The sequence below is a fragment of the Streptomyces sp. 8N706 genome (assembly GCF_052245415.1).
Lineage (GTDB): Bacteria > Actinomycetota > Actinomycetes > Streptomycetales > Streptomycetaceae > Streptomyces.
The window spans coordinates 26,937-48,975 of the sequence record NZ_JBQQBW010000018.1 but is presented as its reverse complement, the minus strand read 5'-3'; the positions used below and the strand labels follow the sequence as shown (position 1 = coordinate 48,975).

The window sequence follows — 22,039 nt, the reverse complement described above, 5'->3', positions numbered from 1 at the left end:
GGAAGGCCCCGGGGCGCGGACGCGGGGACGCTGCGGGGGTGGGACGCGTGGACGACTCGGGCCCCGGACCGGGGAACGCTGCGGGGGCCGGACGCGTGGGCCACACGGGGCCTGGATCCGGGGACGCTGCGGGGGTGGGACGCGAGGACGTCTCGGACGCCGGATCCGGGAACGCTCCCGGGTCCGGACGCGAGGACGTCCCGGGGGCGGGCCCCGGGAGCCGGCCCGGACCCCGGGGTGCGCCGGGGCCCGGATCTCCCGGGCAGGCCGGATCTCGGAAACAGACCGGACCGCCGGGGCCCGGGCCTGCGACCGCTCCTTCCCCCGGCAGCGAGGGAGCCCAGTCGCCCGGCCCCGTGACCGCACCTGCGCCCTGGCCTGCGACGGACCCTGACCCCGTCCCGGAGGGCGCGCACCGCCCCCCGACCACCGTTGCGTCCGGCCCGGAAGGCGCCGAGGCGCCCGGCTCCGGTAGCGGTCACGACGTGCGGAGGCTGCAGCGCCGGCTCGCCGAGTTCGCGGCGGTACGCGACTGGCAGCCGTACCACACGCCCAAGAACCTGGCCGCGGCGCTGAGCGTCGAGGCCTCGGAGCTGGTGGAGATCTTCCAGTGGCTGACGCCGGAGGAGTCGGCCCGGGTGATGGAGGACCCGGAGTCGGCGCACCGGGTGGCGGACGAGGTCGCGGACGTCCTCGCGTATCTGCTGCAGTTCTGCGAGGTGTTGGGGATCGACGCGCTCGCGGCGCTCTCGGCGAAGATCGACAGAAACGAGCAACGCTTCCCCGCGCCACCCGGAAAGTGAACCCTGTCGTCACTCCTTGGAGTGGCCGGGATATCAACAAGGGAACAGTTGTCCACAGATTTCGGAATCCCCCTAGCTTTTCGGGCCGTTCGGTATCACTCTGGGTAGTGGCAGGGCTACGGCTGGCGGTTGCCGCGCTGAGCGGGGTACGGGGCGAGGGGAACGGGCGGATGGACGCGGTTCGGTTGATCGGTGCCACCCGGCATGCCCTCGCGCAGTCGCGGGTGGCGGAGGAGATCGTCGCCGAGGCCTGGCAGGCTCAGGCGCTGGCCCAAGCTGTGGGCAGCCATCTGGCGCTCAACGGACCGGCGGAGCTCCGGTCGGAGGCGCACGGCCTGGAGGAGGCGGGTGGCAGAGCGTGCGGCGCGCTGTATGCGCCGGGGCAGCGGGACGGCGGTGTGCGGGCGTCGCAGCTGTCCGGGCTCCGGGATCCGCGGAGCGTGCTGCTGGGGCTGGGCGGACTGCTCGGAGAAGTGGGGATAGCACTCGTCGGCGTGGCCTGCTCGGCGGACGAGGAGACGCTCTACTGGCAGTGCATCGAGGCAATAGACGCCACGGACGAATCCAACGACCGGGTACGGGGGCTGCTGGCGAGGCTGGCGGCGAGGGAGCGCTCGCAGCCCGACTCGGCGGCGGAACCGTCGTGAGACGTCCTGATGCCGGCCGGCCCCCATGCCGGGAGTCCTCAGACGCAGGACGGTCCGGGCGAGGCACCATGGCCCGATGAGGGTCGACAGGCGCTCGAGCATGCAGGATGGGGATATGGAGCTTCGCATCTTCACAGAGCCCCAGCAGGGGGCGAGCTATGAGACCTTGCTGACCGTCGCCCAGGCCACCGAGGATCTCGGGTTCGACGCCTTCTTCCGGTCCGATCACTATCTGAGCATGGGAGGCTCCGGCCTTCCCGGGCCCACAGACGCCTGGATCACCCTTGCGGGACTCGCCCGTGAGACCCGGCGGATCCGGCTCGGCACGCTGATGACCGCGGCGACGTTCCGGCTGCCCGGTGTGCTGGCCGTCCAGGTGGCCCAGGTCGACCAGATGTCCGGCGGCCGCGTCGAACTCGGCCTGGGAGCCGGTTGGTTCGAGCAGGAGCACAAGGCCTACGGCATCCCCTTCCCCAAGGAGAAGTTCGGGAGGCTGGAAGAGCAGCTGGATATCATCACCGGGCTGTGGCGGACGGAGGCCGGCCGGACGTTCAGCTACGACGGGACGTACTACCGGCTTCAGGATTCCCCGGCGCTGCCGAAGCCGGCCCAGGCCACGGTGCCGGTGCTGATCGGCGGGCACGGTACGACCCGTACACCGCGGCTCGCGGCGCGATTCGCCGATGAGTTCAACATCCCCTTCGCCTCCGTGGCCGACAGCGAGCGGCAGTTCGGACGGGTACGGGCCGCCGCAGAGGAAATCGGCCGCGACGGCGGCGACCTGGTGTACTCGAACGCGCTGGTGGCCTGTGTCGGCAAGAACGACGCGGAGGTCGCGCGCCGCGCCGCTGCCATCGGCCGGGAGGTGGACGAGCTGAAGGAGAACGGCCTCGCGGGCTCGCCCGCCGAGGTCGTCGAGAAGATCGGCCGCTACACCGAGGCCGGTTCCTCCCGGATCTACCTTCAGATCCTGGACCTCGACGACCTCGACCATCTGGAGGTGATCTCGTCCGACGTCCAGTCCCAACTCACCTGACCTGACTGACCTCTGACCTCACGGACCCGACCCGACTTCACGGACCCGACCTCATCAACCTGACCTCACCGATACCCGACCCGACCTCATCAACCCTGACCTCACCGACCCCGACCGGCATCCGGCCCGTCCCGACTGGTCGGGAGACCCGAGGAGCCCACGATGACCGCCCCCGCCGCTCCGCTCGCCGCGGCTCTTGCCGAGGGCCCGGTCGTGCTCGATGGCGGGCTGTCGAACCAGCTCACCGACCAGGGCTGCGATCTGTCGGACGAACTCTGGTCGGCGCGGCTGCTGGCCGACGCGCCCGAGCAGATCGCAGCGGCCCATGCGGCGTATGTACGGGCAGGCGCGCGGGTTCTGATCACCGCCAGCTATCAGGCGACGTACGAGGGCTTCGCCCGGCGAGGGTTGGGGCGCGAGCAGGCCACGGCCCTGTTGCGGCGGAGCGTCGGCCTGGCACGGCAGGCGGCGGGGAGCCGCGAGGACGTATGGGTGGCGGCCTCCGTCGGGCCGTACGGTGCGATGCTCGCCGACGGCAGCGAGTACCGCGGGCGGTACGGGCTGAGCGTGCGTGAGCTGGAGCTCTTCCACCGGCCCCGTATCGAGGCGCTCTGCTCCGCCGGGCCCGATGTGCTCGCACTGGAAACGGTGCCGGACACCGATGAGGCGGAGGCGCTGCTCCGCGCCGTCGAGGGGACCGGGGTGCCCGTCTGGCTGTCGTACACCGTTTCCGGAGGCACGACACGCGCCGGGCAGCCGCTGGAACAGGCCATGGAGCTCGTGGCTCACGCGGACCACGTGATCGCGGTCGGCGTCAATTGCTGTGATCCGCTCGACGCGGACCTGGCGGTCGCCATCGCGGCCGAGACGACCGGTAAACCGGTCGTGGTCTACCCCAACAGCGGGGAGACCTGGGACGCGGAGCGGCAAGGCTGGCGGGGCGGCGCCACCTTCGACCCGGCCCGGGCCGGGGACTGGCAGGCCGCGGGCGCCCGGCTCATCGGCGGATGCTGCCGGGTGGGCCCGGACGCGATCGCCGCACTCTCCCGCCGGGTGGTGCCGCCCACCGGCCTGCAGTAACGGCAATGGGCGTCGGTGGCTGGAGCGCTGCGGGTCCGGCACGTGGGGCACAAACGCTCGCCGGCCTGGCGACGGGCCCCCGGGCGCGTACACCTTCGGGCTGAGGCCGGCGCCGGTGCAATCTCCGATGGGGCTGTCGGATTCGGTCCCGTCAGCGGCCCCCTTTCGTCCTCGCTTGAGGGCCCGATGCTCGGGGTGTGCCGGTGACCAGGAAGTGCGGGAAGTGGACTTGTCGATCTGTCCGTACATCGATCACGGCCTCATAGGGCCGCGTACCCGCGTTCCGGCCGGGCCGCATTCCCGGGATGCGGCGGGGAGAGCCCCGTCAGGTGAGTGAGCCACGTCTCACCGTCGTCGCGCGCTCTTGCCTATGCAACGAGTTGCATAGCAGGATGCCGGGCATGGCACTCGAGCACGCGATCCTTGTCTCCCTGCTGGAACAGCCGGGGTCCGGCTACGAGCTGGCCCGGCGGTTCGACCGGTCCATCGGCCACTTCTGGACCGCCACCCACCAGCAGATCTACCGCGTCCTCAAGCGCATGGAGGGCGACGGCTGGATCGATGTGCGCGACGTGCCCCAGGACGGGCGGCCGGACAAGAAGGTCTACTCCGTCGCCACCACCGGCCGTACCGCCCTCTCGGACTGGCTGCACGAGCCGGTGGAGCCCGAGAGCGTCCGCCACGACCTGGCGGTGAAGATCCGCGGAGCGGCCTTCGACGACCCCGCCGGCCTGATCGCCGAGGTCGAGCGGCATCGCACCGTCCACGCCGAGCGACTCGCCCGCTATCTCGCGGGGGAGCGGCGCGACTTCCCGGATTCCGGCGCGCTCGACACCGGCCAGGAGCTCCAGCACGTCGTGCTGCGCGGCGGAATCGAGTACGAGCGGATGACCCTCGCCTGGCTCGACGACGTGCTCGCGACCCTGCGCCGTATCGGCGACCCGACGAACTGACCACCTCACCCCTCCTCCAGGAAGGTGCCCCGCATCATGGCGGACCCCCTGCTCTTCAACCCGCGCACCTATGACCCCGCCCACTTCGACCCCGAGACCCGCCGGCTGCTCCGCGCCACGGTCGACTGGTTCGAGGGGCGTGGCAAGAGGCAGCTCATCGAGGACTACCGCTCCCGGGCCTGGCTCGAGGACTTCCTCGCGTTCTCGAAGAAGGAGGGCCTGTTCGCGACCTTCCTCACCCCGGCCCCCGACGCCCCCGGCCACCAGGACAAGCGCTGGGACACCTCCCGTATCGCCGCTCTCAACGAGATATTCGGGTTCTACGGTCTGGACTACTGGTACGCCTGGCAGGTCACCATCCTGGGTCTGGGGCCGGTCTGGCAGAGCGGCAACGCCGAGGTCCGCGCTCGTGCCGCCGAACTCCTCGAGCAGGGCGAGGTGTTCGCCTTCGGCCTCTCCGAGAAGGCCCACGGCGCCGACATCTACAGCACTGACATGGTGCTGACCCCGGACGCGGAGGGCGGCTTCCATGCGACCGGCTCCAAGTACTACATCGGCAACGGCAACGCCGCCGGACTGGTCTCCGTCTTCGGCCGCCGCTCCGACATCGAGGGCCCGGACGGCTATGTCTTCTTCGCCGCCGACAGCCGTCACCCCGACTACCACCTGGTCAAGAACGTCGTCGACTCCTCGAAGTACGTCAGCGAGTTCCGGCTCGACCGGTACCCCGTACGGGCCGAGGACGTGCTGCACACCGGCCGCGCCGCCTTCGACGCCGCCCTCAACACCGTCAACGTCGGCAAGTTCAACCTGTGCACCGGTGCCGTCGGCATCTGTGAGCACGCGATGTACGAGGCCGTGACGCACGCCCACAACCGCATCCTCTACGGCCGCCGCGTGACCGACTTCGCCCATGTGCGCCGCGAGTTGACCGACGCGTACGTGCGCCTGGTCGGTATGAAGCTGTTCAGCGACCGCGCTGTCGACTACTTCCGCAGCGCCGGGCCCGAGGACCGCCGGTACCTCCTCTTCAACCCGATGACGAAGATGAAGGTGACCACCGAGGGCGAGAAGGTCATCGACCTGCTGTGGGACGTCATCGCCGCCAAGGGCTTCGAGAAGGACACCTACTTCGCGCAGGCGGCCACCGAGATCCGCGGCCTTCCGAAGCTGGAGGGAACCGTCCATGTCAACCTCGCCCTGATCCTGAAGTTCATGGGGAACTACCTCCTCGCCCCCGCCGAGTACGCCCCGGTCCCCACCCGGCGCGACGCGGCCGACGACGCGTTCCTCTTCCGTCAGGGCCCGGCCCGCGGCCTGGGTGCCATCCGCTTCCACGACTGGCGTGCCGCCTACGACGCCCACGCGGACGTCCCCAACGTCGCCCGCCTCCGGGAGCAGGCCGACGCCCTGTGCACCTTCGTCACCACCGCCGCGCCCGACGAGGAGCAGGCCAAGGACCTCGATCTGCTTCTCGCCGTCGGACAGCTGTTCGCGCTCGTCGTGCACGGCCAGCTGATCCTGGAGCAGGCAGAGCTGACCGGCCTCGACCGCGATGTGCTGGACGAGCTGTTCGGCATCCTCGTCCGTGACTTCTCGGCGCACGCGGTCGAGCTGCACGGCAAGGACTCGGCGACCGACGCCCAGCAGCGGTGGGCGCTCGGCGCGGTCCGCCGGCCCGTCACCGACTCCGAGCGCACGGCCCGCGTCTGGGCCCGCGTCGAAGCGCTGTCGGACGCGTACGAGATGCGGCCCTGAGCCGCGGAAAACAGGCCCCATGGGCCGCGCGGGCCGCCTGCCTCGGCCAGGATGGAGAGATGGCATTCCATGTGGATTCCGAGGCCGGGCGGCTTCGCCGTGTCATCCTGCACCGCCCGGACCTGGAGCTGAAGCGGCTCACCCCCAGCAACAAGGACACGCTGCTCTTCGACGATCTGCTGTGGGTACGACGGGCGCGCCAGGAACACGACGGTTTCGCCGACGTGCTGCGCGACATGGGCATCGATGTGCACCTCTTCGGGGATCTGCTGGCCGACTGCCTGGAGATCCCCGAGGCGCGCAAACTCGTGCTGGACCGGGTCTTCCACGAGAAGGAGTACGGCCCGCTGGCCACCGACCATCTGCGGGCCGCCTTTGATGAACTGCCCGTCCCTGACCTGGTCGAGGCGCTCGTCGGCGGTATGACGAAGCGGGAGTTCCTGGAGCGCCACGCCGAGCCGACCTCCGTCCGCTTCCATGTCATGGATCTGGACGACTTTCTGCTCGCTCCGCTGCCCAACCACCTCTTCACCCGGGACACCTCGGCCTGGGTCTACGACGGTGTGTCGATCAACGCCATGCGCTGGCCGGCCCGGCAGCGCGAGACGGTGCACTTCGAGGCGATCTACCGGCACCACCCGCTGTTCAACCAGTCCGGCGCCTTCCACGTCTGGTCGGAGGGACAGAGCGCCTATCCCTCGACGATCGAGGGCGGCGATGTGCTCGTGATCGGCAACGGCGCGGTGCTGATCGGGATGAGCGAGCGGACCACCCCGCAGGCGGTGGAGATGCTCGCCCGCGGCCTCTTCGCGGCCGGCTCGGCGCGCACGATCGTGGCGCTCGACATGCCCAAGCGGCGTGCCTTCATGCACCTCGACACGGTGATGACGATGGTCGACGGGGACACCTTTACCCAGTACGCGGGGCTGGGCATGCTCCGCTCGTACACCATCGAGCCCGGCTCGAACGAACGGGAGCTCAAGGTCACCGACCATCCGCCGGAGCACATGTACCGGGCCATCGCCGCCGCGCTCGGCCTGGACGACATCCGGGTGCTGACCGCCCGCCAGGATGTGCACTCGGCGGAGCGCGAGCAGTGGGACGACGGATGCAATGTGCTCGCCGTGGAACCGGGCGTGGTGGTGGCGTACGAGCGCAACTCCACCACCAATACGTACCTGCGCAAGCAGGGCATCGAGGTGGTGACGATCCCGGGGAGCGAGCTGGGGCGCGGACGGGGCGGGCCGCGCTGTATGAGCTGTCCTTTCGAGAGGGATGCCGTATAGCCGTGTACAGGAGTGCGTCGAGGATGCCGTACGGGCGTGCCGCACAGGTGGGTCCCACGGCGACGGTGCATCGTCGCGCCGGGCGGGGGCCGGGCCGGGTGGCCGGGCACCGGGGGTGGGATCCGTATAGAGATGCGGGGTGTCGTATATACTTCCAGCGAACCATCCCCGCAGTCGTGACCGAGGAGCCCTACCCATGGCGACAGACCTCTCGGGCCGCCCCTTCCTCAAGGAGCTGGACTTCACCGCCGAGGAGTTCCGTCATCTCCTCGAGCTCGCCGCCCGGCTGAAGGCCGCCAAGCGGGCGGGCGCCGAGGTCCCGAGGCTGCGGGGCCGGAACATCGCCCTGATCTTCGAGAAGACCTCGACCCGGACGCGCTGCGCCTTCGAGATCGCGGCGGCGGACCAGGGTGCCTCCACGACGTATCTCGACCCGGCCGGGTCGCAGATCGGGCACAAGGAGTCGGTGAAGGACACCGCCAGGGTCCTCGGCCGGATGTTCGACGGCATCGAGTACCGCGGCCACGGCCAGGAGATCGTCGAGGAGCTCGCCGCGTACGCGGGGGTCCCGGTCTTCAACGGGCTGACCGACGAGTGGCACCCCACCCAGATGCTGGCCGATGTGCTCACCATGACCGAGCACAGCGACAAGCCCCTCGGGGAGATCGCGTACGCCTACCTCGGCGACGCCCGGTACAACATGGGGAACTCCTACCTCGTCACCGGTGCGCTGCTCGGCATGGATGTACGGATCGTCGCGCCGAAGTCGCTCTGGCCGGACGACGGCATCGTGGCGCGGGCCCGGGCACTGGCGGCCGGCAGCGGCGCGCGCATCACGCTCACCGAGGACGTCGCCGACGGTGTGCGGGGCGCGGACTTCGTCGCGACCGACGTATGGGTGTCGATGGGCGAGCCCAAGGAGGTCTGGGACGACCGGATCGAGCTGCTCGGCCCGTACGCCGTGACCATGGACGTGCTGCGCGCCACCGGCCGGCCGGATGTGAAGTTCCTGCACTGCCTCCCCGCCTTCCACGACCTCGGCACGGAGGTGGGCCGGGAAATCCACGAGCGGCACGGCCTGAGCTCGCTGGAGGTCACCGACGAGGTCTTCGAGTCCGCGCACTCCGTCGTCTTCGACGAGGCCGAGAACCGGATGCACACCATCAAGGCCGTTCTCGTCGCCACGCTCGCCGGGCCGGAGTAGGACCCGGGCGCGCGGAGCGGATCTCGCCGGGCGCCGGTAGCAGGCCGTCGGCCGCGGATGCGCGGGTCCGCCTGTTCCGGTCCGCGGGTCGTGGCAGGTCGCGGTGTGCGGGTCGCGGGGCAGGCCATCGCGGGTCGCCGGGTACGGGGATCGTGGGCGGGCGATCCGGCCGACGTCGGGTCAGCGGGACCGGCGCTGCGACGGCAGGGTGAACCAGACCGCCTTGCCCCGCGGTGTCGGCCGGTAACCGGCCCGTGAGCTGAGGGCGCGGATCAGCAGCAGACCGCGTCCGTGCTCCTCGAGGGCGTACGGGTCCGAGTGCGCGCCCGCGAGGTCGCCGGGCGGTGCCGGGTTGCGGTCGTGCACCTCGATCTGGCACCCGCCCGCCAGCAGCTCCACCACCAGCTCGATCGGCTCGTCCCCGTGCGTGTGGTTCACGGCATTGGCCACGAGCTCAGCGGTGAGCAGCTCCGCGGTGTCGCGGTCGGCGGGCTCGTCCAGCTCCGCCAGCGCGCTGCGGATCAGCGCGCGTGCCAGCGGGACGGCTGCCGTGGTGTGGGGCAGGTCGATCCGCCAGAAGGTGGGGGTGTCGGCGTCGGTCACGCGATAGTTCCGGTCCGGTCGGGGGCATATCCAGCGACGTTCCACCGTAGGAACCCGGGATACGGCCCGGCAGGGGTCGCCCGGCCGGAGGCGGCGGGACCGAGGTCCCGAACCGGACAAGGCGTTCGTCCCGCGGTCCTCATCCGGTGCTTATCGCGTACTCGTGACGACCGTCACCGATGAGCGATACGAGCGGACCGCGCGGGTGGGATGACCGACGGCGACGACATCGCTACAGACCGAGCTCACCGATGTGCCGCAGCCCTCGCCCGCGCCATTGCGGGACTCCCGGACCAGCTCATTTTCAGCGTGGCGGGCTCACATACCACTCCATGAGGGCCAAAATGTTGACATAGCGCTGCATTCTTTCGGATCGAGCGGGCGCCGCTCCATCCCGTGGGAGGTACGGGACGCCTCGGTCAGTCCTCGTTCCTGGCCTCGGCTTCCCCGCCGCGGCACTCGCTTCGTGCTCGGCCGTCAGTGTGCGGACCGACTCGAGGAGGACGGAGTAAGGAGCCGATGAGCGGAGTATCAGTGACCAAGGAAGATGCCGTACCGGGCATGGAGAACGCCCTGGTCGTGCTGGACAAGGTCAACAAGCACTTCGGCACGCTGCATGTGCTCCAGGACATCAACATGACCATTTCCCGTGGCGAGGTTGTCGTCGTCATCGGGCCCTCCGGGGGCGGAAAGTCCACGCTGTGCCGTGTCATCAACCGCTTGGAGACCATCGACTCGGGCGGGATCGCCATCGACGGCAGGCCGCTCCCCGCGGAGGGCCGTGAGCTGGCCCGTCTGCGGGCCGATGTGGGCATGGTCTTCCAGTCCTTCAACCTCTTCGCGCACAAGACCGTGCTGGAGAACGTGATGCTGGGCCAGGTCAAGGTCCGCAAGAAGGACAAGAAGGCGGCCGTGGAGCGGGCGCGCTCGCTCCTCGACCGGGTGGGCGTCGCCTCGCAGGCGGACAAGTACCCCGCGCAGCTCTCCGGCGGCCAGCAGCAGCGCGTGGCGATCGCCAGAGCTCTGGCCATGGATCCGAAGATCATGCTCTTCGACGAGCCGACCTCGGCGCTCGACCCCGAGATGATCAATGAGGTGCTGGAGGTGATGCAGCAGCTCGCCCGCGACGGAATGACCATGGTCGTCGTCACCCACGAGATGGGATTCGCCCGTTCGGCCGCCAACCGTGTCGTGTTCATGGCGGACGGACGGATCGTGGAGCAGACGACGCCGGACCAGTTCTTCAGCAATCCGAACAGCGACCGCGCCAAGGACTTCCTGTCGAAGATCCTTCACCACTGAGCCCGACGCTGTGCACCCGTCCCGCTCGGTAGATCAATCTCCACACGTCAATCCCTAGGGAAGTTCACCATGAAACTCCGTAAGGTCTCCATTGCGGCCGCCGCTGCGGTCGCGCTGTCCCTGACCGCCTCGGCCTGCGGCGATGACGGAGGCGACGGCGGTACGGGCGGCGGCAACAAGGTCACGGTCGGTATCAAGTACGACCAGCCGGGCATCGGCCTGAAGACTCCGGACGGCAAGTACACCGGCTTCGACGTCGACGTCGCCACGTACGTCGCCAGGCAGCTCGGTTACCAGCCCGGCGACATCGAGTGGAAGGAAGCCAAGAGCGCCGACCGCGAGACGCTGCTCCAGCGTGGCGACGTCGACTTCATCGCGGCCTCCTACTCGATGACCCCGGAGCGTCAGCAGAAGGTCGACTTCGCCGGTCCCTACTTCCTGGCACACCAGGACATCCTGGTCCGGGCGGACGACAACTCCGTCACCAAGCCCGCGGACCTGAACAACAAGAAGCTCTGCTCGGTCACCGGGTCGACTTCCGCGCAGAACGTCAAGACGGAGCTTGCGCCGAAGGCCCAGCTGCAGGAGTACGGCGGCTACTCGGAGTGCCTGACCGGCCTGGAGAACAAGGTCATCGACGCACTGACCACCGACGACGCCATCCTCGCCGGTTATGCCGCGCAGCCGGAGTTCAAGGGCAAGTTCAAGCTCGGCGGCTACAAGCTGAGCAATGAGAACTACGGCATCGGCGTCAAGAAGGGCAGCGAACTGCAGAACAGGATCAACACGGCCCTGGAGAAGATGGTGGCGGACGGCTCGTGGGACAAGGCCGTGAAGGCCAACTTCGGTGAGGCCAACTACAAGAACGAGCCCGCCCCCAAGATCGGCAACGTCGTCAGCTGAAGCACTGCGGCTGCAACACAGAGCACTACCGGCGCGCCGCCCACCAAGGCGGCGCGCCACCCCGTCCACACACGCGGAAGTGCGGGAGATCGTGTTCGACTTTCTTGAGGGTTACGACCTGTGGGGGGCCTTCTGGGTGACGGTACAGCTCACCGTCTACTCCGCCATCGGTTCCCTGATCTGGGGAACGCTCCTGGCTGCCATGAGGGTCAGCCCGGTGCCCCTGATGCGCGCCTTCGGCACCGGTTATGTCAACGTCGTGAGGAACATTCCTCTGACGGTGATCATCGTCTTCACCTCGCTCGGCCTCTTCCAGACGCTCGGCGTCAGGCTCGGCGCCGACGACTTCGAGACCATCAACTTCAGGCTCGCCGTGCTCGGCCTGACCGTCTACACCTCCGCCTTCGTCTGCGAGGCACTGAGGTCCGGCATCAACACGGTCCCCGTCGGCCAGATGGAGGCGGCGCGCGCCGTCGGCCTGAACTTCACCCAGGTGCTGCGGCTGATCATCCTTCCGCAGGCCTTCCGCTCGGTGGTGGGGCCGCTGGCGAGTGTGCTGATCGCGCTGACCAAGAACACCACGGTGGCGGCCGCAATCGGTGTCGCCGAGGCCGCGTCGCTGATGCGGACGATGATCGAGAACGAGGCTCAGCTCGTCCTTATCTCCGCCATCTTCGCGCTCGGATTCATCTGCCTCACCCTCCCGACCGGTCTGATCCTCGGCTGGGTGAGCAAGAAGGTGGCGGTGAAGCGATGACCTCCGTCCTGTACGACGCCCCGGGCCCCCGCGCCAAGCGGCGGAACGTCCTCTACACGGTGGTGTTCCTCGTCGCCCTCGCGGCGCTCATCTGGTGGGTGGTCCAGAGTCTCGCCGACAAGAACCAGCTCGAATGGGTCAAGTGGAAGCCGTTCTTCACCGACTCCCGCGCCTGGTCGACATACCTCTGGCCAGGGCTCTGGAACACGCTGAAGAGCGCCTCCCTCGCCATGGTCATCGCGCTGCCTCTCGGAGCGTTCTTCGGCATCGCCCGGCTCTCCGACCACTGGTGGGTGCGCGGCGTGGGCGGCACCGTCGTGGAGTTCTTCCGCGCCATCCCCGTGCTCATCCTGATGTTCTTCGCCAACGCGACGTACGCCGAGTACACCGACATCAGCCCTGACACCCGGCCGCTGTACGCCGTGGTCACCGGTCTCGTCCTCTACAACGCTTCGGTGCTCGCCGAGGTGGTGCGGGCCGGCATCCTCTCCCTGCCCTCAGGTCAGACCGACGCGGCCAAGGCGATCGGCATGCGCAAGGGGCAGATCATGCGGAACGTACTGCTGCCGCAGTCGGTCACCGCGATGCTCCCCGCGATCGTCAGCCAGATGGTGGTCATCGTGAAGGACACCGCCCTCGGTGGGGCGCTGCTCGGCTTCTCCGAACTGCTGGCATCGGTCCGCCCGATGAGCGCGAACTACGGTGCGAACACCATCGCCAGCTTCACCGTCGTCGCCGTCATGTTCGTCCTGCTGAACTTCGCACTCACCACCTTCGCGGGCTGGCTGGAGGGCAGGCTGCGTCGCGGCAGGAAGTCCACTGGCGCGGTGGTCACCGCAGGCGCGGTCGAGGAACTCGCGACGCCGGGCGAGCACATCGGCCCGACCGACGAGAAGAAGTGATGAAGGAGCCCCTGAACTGCGAAGACGTCAGATGTCGCGGAAGATCTCGATCTGCGCGCCGACCGAGTTCAGCCGTTCCGCCAGGTCCTCGTACCCCCGGTTGATCACATAGACGTTGCGCAGCACCGATGTGCCCTCGGCCGCCATCATCGCCAGCAGCACCACGACCGCGGGGCGGAGCGCCGGCGGGCACATCATCTCCGCCGCCCGCCAGCGCGTCGGACCTTCGACCAGCAGCCGGTGCGGGTCGAGCAGCTTCACCCCGGCGCCCAGGCGGTTGAGGTCGGTGAGATAGATCGCGCGGTTGTCGTAGACCCAGTCGTGGACCAGCGACGAGCCCTGTGCCGTCGCCGCGATGGCGGCGAAGAAGGGCACATTGTCGATGTTCAGCCCGGGGAACGGCATGGGGTGGATCTTGTCGATCGGTGCCCGCAGCTTCGACGGCCGTACGGTCAGATCGACCAGCCGGGTGCGCCCGTTGTTCGCCGCGTACTCCACGCCGCGTTCGTGGTCGAGGCCCATCTCCTCCAGCACGGCCAGTTCGATCTCCATGAACTCGACGGGCACGCGGCGGATCGTCAGCTCCGACTCCGTTATCACGGCCGCGGCGACCAGGCTCATCGCCTCCACCGGGTCCTCGGACGGCGCGTAGTCCACATCGCGGTCGATCTGCGGTACGCCATGCACGGTCAGCGTCGTCGTACCGATCCCCTGGACCTTGACGCCCAGCTGCTCCAGGAAGAAACACAGGTCCTGGACCATGTAGTTGGAGCTGGCGTTGCGGATCACGGTGACGCCGTCGTACCGGGCGGCCGCCAGCAGCGCGTTCTCGGTCACCGTGTCGCCGCGCTCGGTCAGGACGATCGGGCGGCCGGGGGAGACGCCCCGGTCGACCCGGGCGTGGTACGTCCCCTCGGTCGCCGTGACCTCCAGCCCGAAGTGCCGCAGCGCGGTCATATGCGGTTGTACGGTCCGAGTGCCCAGGTCGCAGCCGCCCGCGTACGGAAGCCGGAAGCGGTCCGTCCGGTGCAGTAGCGGTCCCAGGAACATGATGACGCTACGGGTCCTGCGCGCCGCCTCCGTGTCCATCGAGTCGAGGTCGAGCCGGGCCGGCGGGACGAGTTCCAGATCGCTGCCGCCGTTGATCCAGCGGGCGCGGACGCCGATGCTGCCCAGCACCTCCAGGATCCGGTACACCTCCTCGATCCGTGCGACCCGCCGGAGGGTCGTACGCCCCGAGTTGAGGAGCGAGGCGCAGAGCAGGGCCACGCACGCGTTCTTGCTGGTCTTGACGTCGATACTGCCGGACAGACGGCGGCCGCCGACGACGCGCAGATGCATGGGGCCCGCGTATCCCAGGGAGACGATCTCGCTGTCGAGGGCCTCGCCGATGCGGGCAATCATCTCAAGGCTGATGTTCTGGTTGCCGCGCTCGATACGGTTCACCGCGCTCTGGCTGGTGCCGAGCGCCTCCGCCAGCTCTGCCTGCGTCCAGCCTCTGTGCTGGCGAGCGTCACGGATGAGCTTGCCGATGCGTACGAGGTAATCGTCTGCCATGCGGGTGATGATATCTCGCATATGAGATGAGGTTGCTGTGGCCTCCGCTGGCGAGCCTCGCCACGGTCAGGCCCGTTCCAGCTCGTACGGGGCCACCGCCCGGGGGAGCGGTGCGCGCACCTCTCCACCCACATAGTGCATCGAGGCGCGGAATCCGGCCTTTCGGGCCGCTGCGGCAGCCCGCCGGACGTGGCCGGGCGGGCGGCCGCAGCAGCGGTGATGCCGCGGCTCGGCCTCCGGCAAACTCATCCCTCGGGGCGCGGCCGTACGGGTGAACGCAGGTCGTGCCGGACCGGCGCGGCGGCGCGGGTACGTGGACGGCCGCGACCGCCGCTCTTGACCGGGCGGACGGCGTGGGGCGTGAGTCACCTGCCGGCGCTGTGCGCTACCGGGCGTTGTCCCCCCAGCTGCTCACGGGGTGGTCGACAAGGCGGGCAAACCGTGGCTGACGCGGGACTCCGTGGCCCTTCCCGGCGTAGTACGTATCCGGCGGCCTACCCCCCGGCGACCGGCCGGTAGGTGCACACGTTCACGCCCGTGCCGCTGGTGACGGTCGAGACCAGCTCGAGCGGGCGGAGCGCACCGTCGTCGGGGAAGATCGTCTTGCCGCCGCCGAGGAGCACCGGCTCGATCATGAGCCGGAGTTCGTCGGCCAGGCCCTCGCGCAGGAGGGTGCGCACGAGCGTGGGGCTCCCCATGACCAACAGGTCGCCGCCGTCGGGCCCGTGCAGCTCCCGGATGCGGGCGACGGCCTCGTCGCCGGGGATGCGCGTGGTGTTGTCCCACGTCAGCTCGGAGTCGCCCAGCGTCGTGGAGACGACGTACTTCGGGATGGCGTTCATCCGGTCGGCGAACGGGTCGCCGGCCCGCTCCGGCCACGCCGCGGCCATCGTCTGCCAGGTGCGGCGTCCGAACAGCAGCGCGTCGGCCTTGGCCAGCGCGTCGTCGAAGGCACCGCCCATCACCTCCGGATCGAAGAACGGGTGCGACCAGCCGCCGTGGGCGAAGCCACCGTCGGTGTCCTCCTTGGGTCCGCCTGGCGCCTGCACGACGCCGTCCAGGCTGATGAACTCACTGATCACGATGCGCACGGGACTCGCTCCTCTTCTTCGCTTCGGGGATACGGAGATGGAGACTGTCGCCCCGCCCCGAAATCATCGCGCCCACTCGATCCGGCAGTGGTGCTGTAGAGCACATGGTCGTACGTCTCTCCGACTGCTGCCAGCCGCCGGCGTCGAGCAGCGGCGGCGGACTCGGCGGGTGTCCGCGTCCGCCGGGTACGACGGCTCGATGTACGGCCCGGTGGGATCCGCTCGACGTACGGTCCGGTGGGATCCGCCCCGGCCGGTATGGCCGCCCGCAGAACCGCCAAGTGTCCGCTCCCACGACTGCGTTCGCCGTCACGGAAGCGGGGACGACCGGGTTCGCCGGTGTGCGCCGTGCTCGATGTCAGCGGACAGGAGTCGGCAGGGCATGACCGGGCGGCGGTGATGTACTAGAGTTATCTCGACATCGAGATATCTGCCGAGGCGTACCACGGTTGGTATTCGTCGAAGGTCAGGCAAGGGTGATTCTGGTAAGGGTTGCCTAACTTAGCCTCACCTCAGCGGATCGGCAAGAAGCTGCACCGGCAGGATTGCGGTGGTACGCGCACATTGATGAAGGAGACTGTCGTGTCGGCGAACAGCTTCGACGCCCGCGCCACGCTGAGCGTGGGCGACGAGTCGTACGAGATCTTCCGGCTGGACAAGGTGGAGGGCTCCGCCCGTCTGCCCTACAGCCTGAAGGTGCTGCTGGAGAATCTGCTCCGCACCGAGGACGGCGCGAACATCACCGCCGACCACATCCGGGCCGTGGGCAACTGGGACGCGAGCGCCCAGCCCAGCCAGGAGATCCAGTTCACACCTGCCCGCGTGATCATGCAGGACTTCACCGGTGTGCCCTGTGTCGTGGACCTCGCCACCATGCGTGAGGCCGTCAAGGAGCTCGGCGGCGACCCGGCGAAGATCAACCCGCTCGCCCCGGCCGAGCTGGTCATCGACCACTCCGTCATCGCCGACCGCTTCGGCACCCCGGAGGCCTTCGTCCAGAACGTCGAGCTGGAGTACGGCCGTAACAAGGAGCGCTACCAGTTCCTGCGCTGGGGCCAGACCGCCTTCGACGAGTTCAAGGTCGTTCCGCCCGGCACCGGCATCGTCCACCAGGTCAACATCGAGCACCTGGCCCGTACCGTCATGGTCCGGAACGGTCAGGCGTACCCCGACACCCTCGTCGGCACCGACTCCCACACCACCATGGTCAACGGCCTCGGCGTCCTCGGCTGGGGCGTCGGCGGCATCGAGGCCGAGGCCGCGATGCTCGGCCAGCCGGTCTCGATGCTCATCCCGCGCGTCGTCGGCTTCAAGCTGACCGGTGAGCTGCCCACCGGCACCACCGCCACCGACCTCGTCCTCACGATCACCGAGATGCTGCGCAAGCACGGCGTCGTCGGCAAGTTCGTCGAGTTCTACGGCGAGGGCGTCACCTCCGTGCCGCTGGCCAACCGCGCCACCATCGGCAACATGTCGCCGGAGTTCGGCTCCACCGCGGCGATGTTCCCGATCGACCAGGAGACCATCAACTACCTCAAGCTCACCGGCCGCCCGGAGCAGCAGCTCGCGCTCGTCGAGGCGTACGCCAAGGAGCAGGGCCTGTGGCTGGACCCGGCTGCCGAGCCGGACTTCTCCGAGAAGCTCGAGCTGGACCTGTCCACCGTCGTCCCCTCGATCGCCGGCCCCAAGCGGCCGCAGGACCGGATCATCCTCGCCGAGGCGGCCGAGCAGTTCGGCCAGGACGTCCGCAACCACGTGCCCGTCGCCGACCTGGACGAGGCGGGCGTCGAGTCCTTCCCGGCCTCCGACGCCCCCGCCGTCACCAACGGCGTGCCGACCAAGCCGACGCCGGTCACCGCCCCCGACGGCACCACCTACGAGATCGACCACGGCGCCGTCACCGTCGCCGCGATCACCTCCTGCACCAACACCTCCAACCCGTACGTCATGGTGGCGGCGGCGCTGGTGGCCAAGAAGGCGGTCGAGAAGGGCCTTACCCGCAAGCCGTGGGTCAAGACCACCCTGGCCCCCGGCTCCAAGGTCGTCATGGACTACTACGACCGCGCCGGGCTCACCCCGTACCTCGACAAGCTGGGCTTCAACCTCGTCGGCTACGGCTGCACCACCTGCATCGGCAACTCCGGCCCGCTGCCGGACGAGGTCTCCAAGGCCGTCAACGAGGCCGACCTCGCGGTCGCCGCGGTCCTCTCCGGCAACCGCAACTTCGAGGGCCGGATCAACCCCGACGTCAAGATGAACTACCTGGCCTCCCCGCCGCTGGTCGTCGCGTACGCCATCGCCGGGTCCATGAAGGTGGACATCACCAAGGACGCCCTGGGCATCGACAAGGACGGCAACCCCGTCCACCTGACCGACATCTGGCCCTCCGAGAAGGAGGTCGAGGAGGTCGTCGCCTCCGCGATCGGCCAGGAGATGTTCAGCCAGAGCTACGCCGACGTCTTCGCGGGCGACGCCCAGTGGCAGGCGCTGCCGATCCCGACCGGCAACACCTTCGAGTGGGACCCGCAGTCCACCTACGTCCGCAAGCCCCCGTACTTCGAGGGCATGACGATGGAGACCAGCCCGGTCGGGGACATCACCGGCGCCCGCGTCCTGGCCAAGCTCGGCGACTCGGTCACCACCGACCACATCTCCCCGGCCGGTGCGATCAAGGCCGACACCCCGGCGGGCAAGTACCTCACCGAGCACGGTGTCGAGCGTCGTGACTTCAACAGCTACGGCTCGCGCCGCGGCAACCACGAGGTCATGATCCGCGGCACCTTCGCCAACATCCGTCTGCGCAACCAGATCGCGCCGGGCACCGAAGGCGGCTACACCCGCGACTTCACCCAGGACGGCGGTCCGGTGTCGTTCATCTACGACGCCTCGCAGAACTACCAGGCCGCGGACATCCCGCTCGTCGTCCTGGCGGGCAAGGAGTACGGCTCCGGCTCGTCCCGCGACTGGGCCGCCAAGGGCACCGCGCTCCTCGGCGTCAAGGCCGTCATCGCCGAGTCCTACGAGCGCATCCACCGCTCGAACCTCATCGGCATGGGCGTGCTGCCGCTCCAGTTCCCGGAGGGCGCGTCGGCGCTGTCCCTCGGCCTGACCGGCGAGGAGACCTTCTCCATCACCGGCGTGACCGAGCTCAACGACGGCACCACCCCGCGTACGGTCAAGGTCACCACGGACACCGGTGTGGAGTTCGACGCGGTCGTCCGCATCGACACCCCCGGTGAGGCGGACTACTACCGCAACGGCGGCATCATGCAGTACGTGCTGCGCTCGCTGATCCGCAAGTAAGCGCCACGGGCCGCGAGGCTCGGACGCTCACGCGCTCACGACCGAGGGCCGCACTCCGCTTGGGAGTGCGGCCCTCGGCCATGCCCGTGGGGGGCGTGATCAGGGGGTGTTACGGGTGCCGAACCCGGCCGCGTACGAGATGAAGGCAGCCCATGCTTGGGGCGTGAAGGTGAGGCGGGGGCCGGTCTTGTCCTTGGAGTCGCGGACGAGGACGGTGTCAGGGATGGCGGCGACCTCCACGCATTCAGGTCCTTCGTTGCTGCTGTGGCTGCTCTTGGTCCACGTCAGCTCGGACGAGCTCGAAGGTTTGATCGTCATGTCTCTCCCCGCAGTTTCTCGATGAAGGCAAGCGACTCTCGTGGTGTAAGAGCTTGAGCCCGGATGATCCCATACCGCATTTCCAGCCCCTGGATTTCCTTCCGGTCGCTGATCAGTCGGCTGATGTGCTGCACCTCGGTGTGGGCCAGCGACGGACCGTCCTTGAGCTTCAGGGATTCCAGCTGTCCACCCATACCGGCATGGTCTTCGCGATCGGTCGGCATCACCTGGATCTCCACGTTCCGCAACTGCCCGAGCGCAAGCAAGTGTTCGAGTTGGCGTCGCAGAACCATCTTGCCCCCGATGGGACGCCGCAGCGTCACCTCTTCTTGGACAAAGCTGAGAATGGGTGCGGGTGACCGACTGAAGATCTTCTGTCGCTCTGCACGAGCCGCCACCTGCCGTTCGATGACATCCTCGGTCAGCAGCGGTCGGCGCATCCCGAAGAGCGCCCTGACGTACTCTTCCGTCTGCAACAACCCATGAATGTTGTGGTTGCTGTACGCGCCGATCTCCACCGCCTCGGCCTCGACCTTGGTGAGGTCGCGTACCTTCTTCGGGTACCGCGCGTGAGTGACGTCCTCGATGAAGGCGGCCAGGATGCCGCCCGCACCCAGCACTTCGTCCGCCAGTTCCAGGAACTGTGGCTTCGGTACCCGGCGTCCGCGCTCGACCGAGGACACGAGGTCCTCGCCGTACCCGATGGCATCGCCCAGTTCGGCCTGGGTCTTCCCAGCTCGTTCTCGCCACAACTTGATCTGTTTGCCGATGGACTTGAGGAGAGCCGCCGTCTCCTCGTCCCCCTCCGGCAGTTCCGCACTGCTACCCGCCGACTGTCCGGCACTCGTCATCTTCGCCACCTCCGAGGTCCTCTTGCACAACGCCGTCCTCGCAGACAGCGTCACGCGGACCGGCCCGGACAGATCGCCCGCATCACCCGACAGTTACGCTCCGTACCGGTGGCGCAACTCGTCACCAGGCCTTCACCCGGCCACGATGGCCCGCATGATGTCCGAAACCTTCGCCCCCGCAGGGCATTTCACCGTCCTGCTCAGTTCCACCCGGCGGGGTGCACGGCTCGCCCGGAGGTTCGCCGCGCGGCAACTCGCCGAGTGGGGCTGGCCGTACGACAGCGATGCCTCCCGCGACGCCGCACTGATCGTCGGCGAACTCGCCACCAACGCGGCCACCCACGGCCGTACCCCTGGCCGGGACTTCCGCCTGCGGCTCGCTCTGACTGAGCACCGACGACGGTGGCGTCCCCGTACTCCGCGTCGAGGTCTCCGACACCAGCCCCGACCGGCTACCGCCAGAGCCCGCCGAGGTCATGGCCCCCGCACCCGACGCGGAGTCCGGCCGGGGGCTCGTCCTCGTGGACGCGCTCGCCGACCGCAGAGGCTCCATTGCCAACGGCCCGTTCACCAAGACCGTCTGGTGCGAACTTGCCTTACGCTGACGCAGATGCACTGACACAGATGCACCGGTCGGCGCCTCGTCGCACCCGACCGGACCGGGCACAGGATGTCGGGTCCGGTGGGATGGGCCCTTCCTAACGTGGTGGTCGAAGGGAAGGAGTCCAAGTGCTGGAGCGGTTGAACCAGGCGATGGACCACATCGAAACGCATCTCGATCAGCAGATCGACGTGGCCGGGCTGGCGCGGATCGCGGTGACGTCGGAGTACCACTTCCGGCGGATGTTCTCCGCGCTGGCGGGGATCCCGTTGTCGGAGTACATCCGGCGCAGGCGGCTCACCGTCGCCGGTGCCGAGGTGCTCTCCGGCGAGCGGACCCTGCTGGACGTCGCGGTCCGCTACGGCTACAGCTCGGGGGAGGCGTTCGCGCGTGCGTTCCGCGCTGTGCACGGGGTGGGGCCCGGTGAGGCCAGGCGGACCGGTGCGGCTCTGCACGCCCAGCCACGGATGTCCTTCCGCCTCATCGTGGAAGGGAGTAGCAGTATGCGATACAGGGTCGTGGAGAAGGGGGAGTTCCGTGTGGTCGGCAAGAAGGCCCGCGTCCCTCTCGTTTGTGAGGGGGTGAACCCGGCGATCGCCGACTTCATCCGGGGGATCGGCCGGGAGACGATACGGCGCATCTCGGCGCTGTCCGACCAGGAACCGGACGGGATCGTCTCGGTGAGTGACGACCTCGATCCCAGCCGGGCGGAGGGGACCGAACTCGACTACTACCACGGCGTGGTGACGCGCGCCGAGGTGCCCGGGGACCTCGACGCCCTTGCCGTCCCGGCGGGGACCTGGGCGGTCTTCGAGAGTTCCGGTCCGTTCCCGCAGACGCTCCAGCATCTGTGGCGGGACGTGTTCACGCAGTGGTTCCCGTCCAACCCGTATGAGAGCAGGCCGGGACCGGAGATCCTGAGCGTCCAAACGTCGCAGGACGGGACGCAGGCGGACGCCGAGCTGTGGATACCTGTGGAGCGGACCACGGCCTGAGTGGTAGCCGTACGGCGTGGTCGTGGGCCACGCGTACGCCGTTCGCCGTACGCGTGGGCCGCGCCTGGGACGTCATGTCCTGGGAGCGG

The 22,039-nt window shown here is 68.8% G+C and carries 19 protein-coding genes and 1 pseudogene; 15 read left to right on the top strand and 5 right to left on the bottom strand.

What is annotated here, in order from left to right; genetic code table 11:
* Positions 1–485: 485 nt before the first annotated feature.
* From ACTWQE_RS09930 to argF, 8 genes are all read left to right on the top strand, one after another.
* Positions 486–803, top strand: coding sequence for a nucleotide pyrophosphohydrolase (locus ACTWQE_RS09930; protein ID WP_443328484.1), 318 nt, complete (start codon positions 486–488; stop codon positions 801–803).
* 170 nt (positions 804–973) lie between these two features.
* The gene (locus ACTWQE_RS09925; protein WP_443328483.1) at positions 974–1,450 is read left to right on the top strand and encodes a DUF6099 family protein; all 477 of its coding nucleotides are present in this window, start codon (positions 974–976) and stop codon (positions 1,448–1,450) included.
* A 115-nt stretch (positions 1,451–1,565) separates the two neighbouring features.
* On the top strand, positions 1,566–2,486 hold the full coding sequence (locus ACTWQE_RS09920) for an LLM class F420-dependent oxidoreductase (protein WP_443328482.1): 921 nt from the start codon (positions 1,566–1,568) through the stop codon (positions 2,484–2,486).
* A 162-nt stretch (positions 2,487–2,648) separates the two neighbouring features.
* Complete coding sequence (gene mmuM, locus ACTWQE_RS09915) at positions 2,649–3,566, top strand: homocysteine S-methyltransferase (protein ID WP_443328481.1); 918 nt, start codon at positions 2,649–2,651, stop codon at positions 3,564–3,566.
* A gap of 401 nt (positions 3,567–3,967) precedes the next feature.
* Entirely contained in the window at positions 3,968–4,519 is a 552-nt protein-coding gene (locus ACTWQE_RS09910) for a PadR family transcriptional regulator (RefSeq protein WP_443328480.1), read from the top strand.
* Positions 4,520–4,555: 36 nt separating this feature from the next.
* A complete protein-coding gene (locus ACTWQE_RS09905) occupies positions 4,556–6,277 on the top strand; it encodes an acyl-CoA dehydrogenase family protein (protein WP_443328479.1) in 1,722 nt (573 codons plus the stop codon).
* 59 nt (positions 6,278–6,336) lie between these two features.
* The gene (locus ACTWQE_RS09900) at positions 6,337–7,563 is read left to right on the top strand and encodes an arginine deiminase (RefSeq protein ID WP_443328478.1); all 1,227 of its coding nucleotides are present in this window, start codon (positions 6,337–6,339) and stop codon (positions 7,561–7,563) included.
* A gap of 196 nt (positions 7,564–7,759) precedes the next feature.
* The gene (gene argF / locus ACTWQE_RS09895; protein WP_443328477.1) at positions 7,760–8,767 is read left to right on the top strand and encodes an ornithine carbamoyltransferase; all 1,008 of its coding nucleotides are present in this window, start codon (positions 7,760–7,762) and stop codon (positions 8,765–8,767) included.
* Positions 8,768–8,947: 180 nt separating this feature from the next.
* Here argF and ACTWQE_RS09890 read toward each other — a convergent pair whose 3' ends face one another.
* On the bottom strand, positions 8,948–9,370 hold the full coding sequence (locus ACTWQE_RS09890) for an ATP-binding protein (RefSeq protein ID WP_443328476.1): 423 nt from the start codon (positions 9,368–9,370) through the stop codon (positions 8,948–8,950).
* A gap of 561 nt (positions 9,371–9,931) precedes the next feature.
* Between ACTWQE_RS09890 and ACTWQE_RS09885 the strand changes: the two genes are divergently transcribed.
* The 4 genes from ACTWQE_RS09885 to ACTWQE_RS09870 all read left to right on the top strand — a co-directional run bounded on the left by ACTWQE_RS09885 (position 9,932) and on the right by ACTWQE_RS09870 (position 13,234).
* Complete coding sequence (locus ACTWQE_RS09885) at positions 9,932–10,672, top strand: amino acid ABC transporter ATP-binding protein (protein ID WP_443328524.1); 741 nt, start codon at positions 9,932–9,934, stop codon at positions 10,670–10,672.
* Between the two features lie 69 nt (positions 10,673–10,741).
* Complete coding sequence (locus ACTWQE_RS09880; protein WP_443328475.1) at positions 10,742–11,575, top strand: glutamate ABC transporter substrate-binding protein; 834 nt, start codon at positions 10,742–10,744, stop codon at positions 11,573–11,575.
* Positions 11,576–11,666: 91 nt separating this feature from the next.
* The gene (locus ACTWQE_RS09875) at positions 11,667–12,332 is read left to right on the top strand and encodes an amino acid ABC transporter permease (RefSeq protein ID WP_443328523.1); all 666 of its coding nucleotides are present in this window, start codon (positions 11,667–11,669) and stop codon (positions 12,330–12,332) included.
* Complete coding sequence (locus ACTWQE_RS09870; RefSeq protein ID WP_443328474.1) at positions 12,329–13,234, top strand: amino acid ABC transporter permease; 906 nt, start codon at positions 12,329–12,331, stop codon at positions 13,232–13,234. Before ACTWQE_RS09875 ends, ACTWQE_RS09870 begins: the two co-directional genes overlap by 4 nt.
* Before the next feature lie 27 nt (positions 13,235–13,261).
* Here the strand turns inward: ACTWQE_RS09870 and ACTWQE_RS09865 are convergent, their stop codons facing one another.
* Both ACTWQE_RS09865 and ACTWQE_RS09860 read right to left on the bottom strand, forming a co-directional pair.
* A complete protein-coding gene (locus tag ACTWQE_RS09865; protein ID WP_443328473.1) occupies positions 13,262–14,791 on the bottom strand; it encodes a helix-turn-helix domain-containing protein in 1,530 nt (509 codons plus the stop codon).
* 494 nt (positions 14,792–15,285) lie between these two features.
* Positions 15,286–15,882 (bottom strand): dihydrofolate reductase family protein, encoded by a 597-nt coding sequence (locus ACTWQE_RS09860; RefSeq protein WP_443328472.1) that lies wholly within the window; start codon positions 15,880–15,882, stop codon positions 15,286–15,288.
* A 582-nt stretch (positions 15,883–16,464) separates the two neighbouring features.
* On the opposite strand from ACTWQE_RS09860, the gene acnA reads away from it, so the two are divergent.
* Complete coding sequence (acnA, locus tag ACTWQE_RS09855) at positions 16,465–19,185, top strand: aconitate hydratase AcnA (RefSeq protein WP_443328471.1); 2,721 nt, start codon at positions 16,465–16,467, stop codon at positions 19,183–19,185.
* Between the two features lie 99 nt (positions 19,186–19,284).
* Here the strand turns inward: acnA and ACTWQE_RS09850 are convergent, their stop codons facing one another.
* Positions 19,285–19,503 (bottom strand): DUF397 domain-containing protein, encoded by a 219-nt coding sequence (locus ACTWQE_RS09850; protein ID WP_443328470.1) that lies wholly within the window; start codon positions 19,501–19,503, stop codon positions 19,285–19,287.
* Complete coding sequence (locus ACTWQE_RS09845; RefSeq protein ID WP_443328522.1) at positions 19,500–20,354, bottom strand: helix-turn-helix domain-containing protein; 855 nt, start codon at positions 20,352–20,354, stop codon at positions 19,500–19,502. Before ACTWQE_RS09845 ends, ACTWQE_RS09850 begins: the two co-directional genes overlap by 4 nt.
* A 145-nt stretch (positions 20,355–20,499) precedes the next feature.
* Between ACTWQE_RS09845 and ACTWQE_RS09840 the strand changes: the two are divergent.
* Together ACTWQE_RS09840 and ACTWQE_RS09835 are read left to right on the top strand one after the other, a co-directional pair.
* Positions 20,500–20,959: pseudogene (locus ACTWQE_RS09840) on the top strand (ATP-binding protein).
* A gap of 124 nt (positions 20,960–21,083) precedes the next feature.
* Complete coding sequence (locus ACTWQE_RS09835) at positions 21,084–21,950, top strand: AraC family transcriptional regulator (protein WP_443328469.1); 867 nt, start codon at positions 21,084–21,086, stop codon at positions 21,948–21,950.
* The last annotated feature ends 89 nt before the right edge of the window (positions 21,951–22,039 follow it).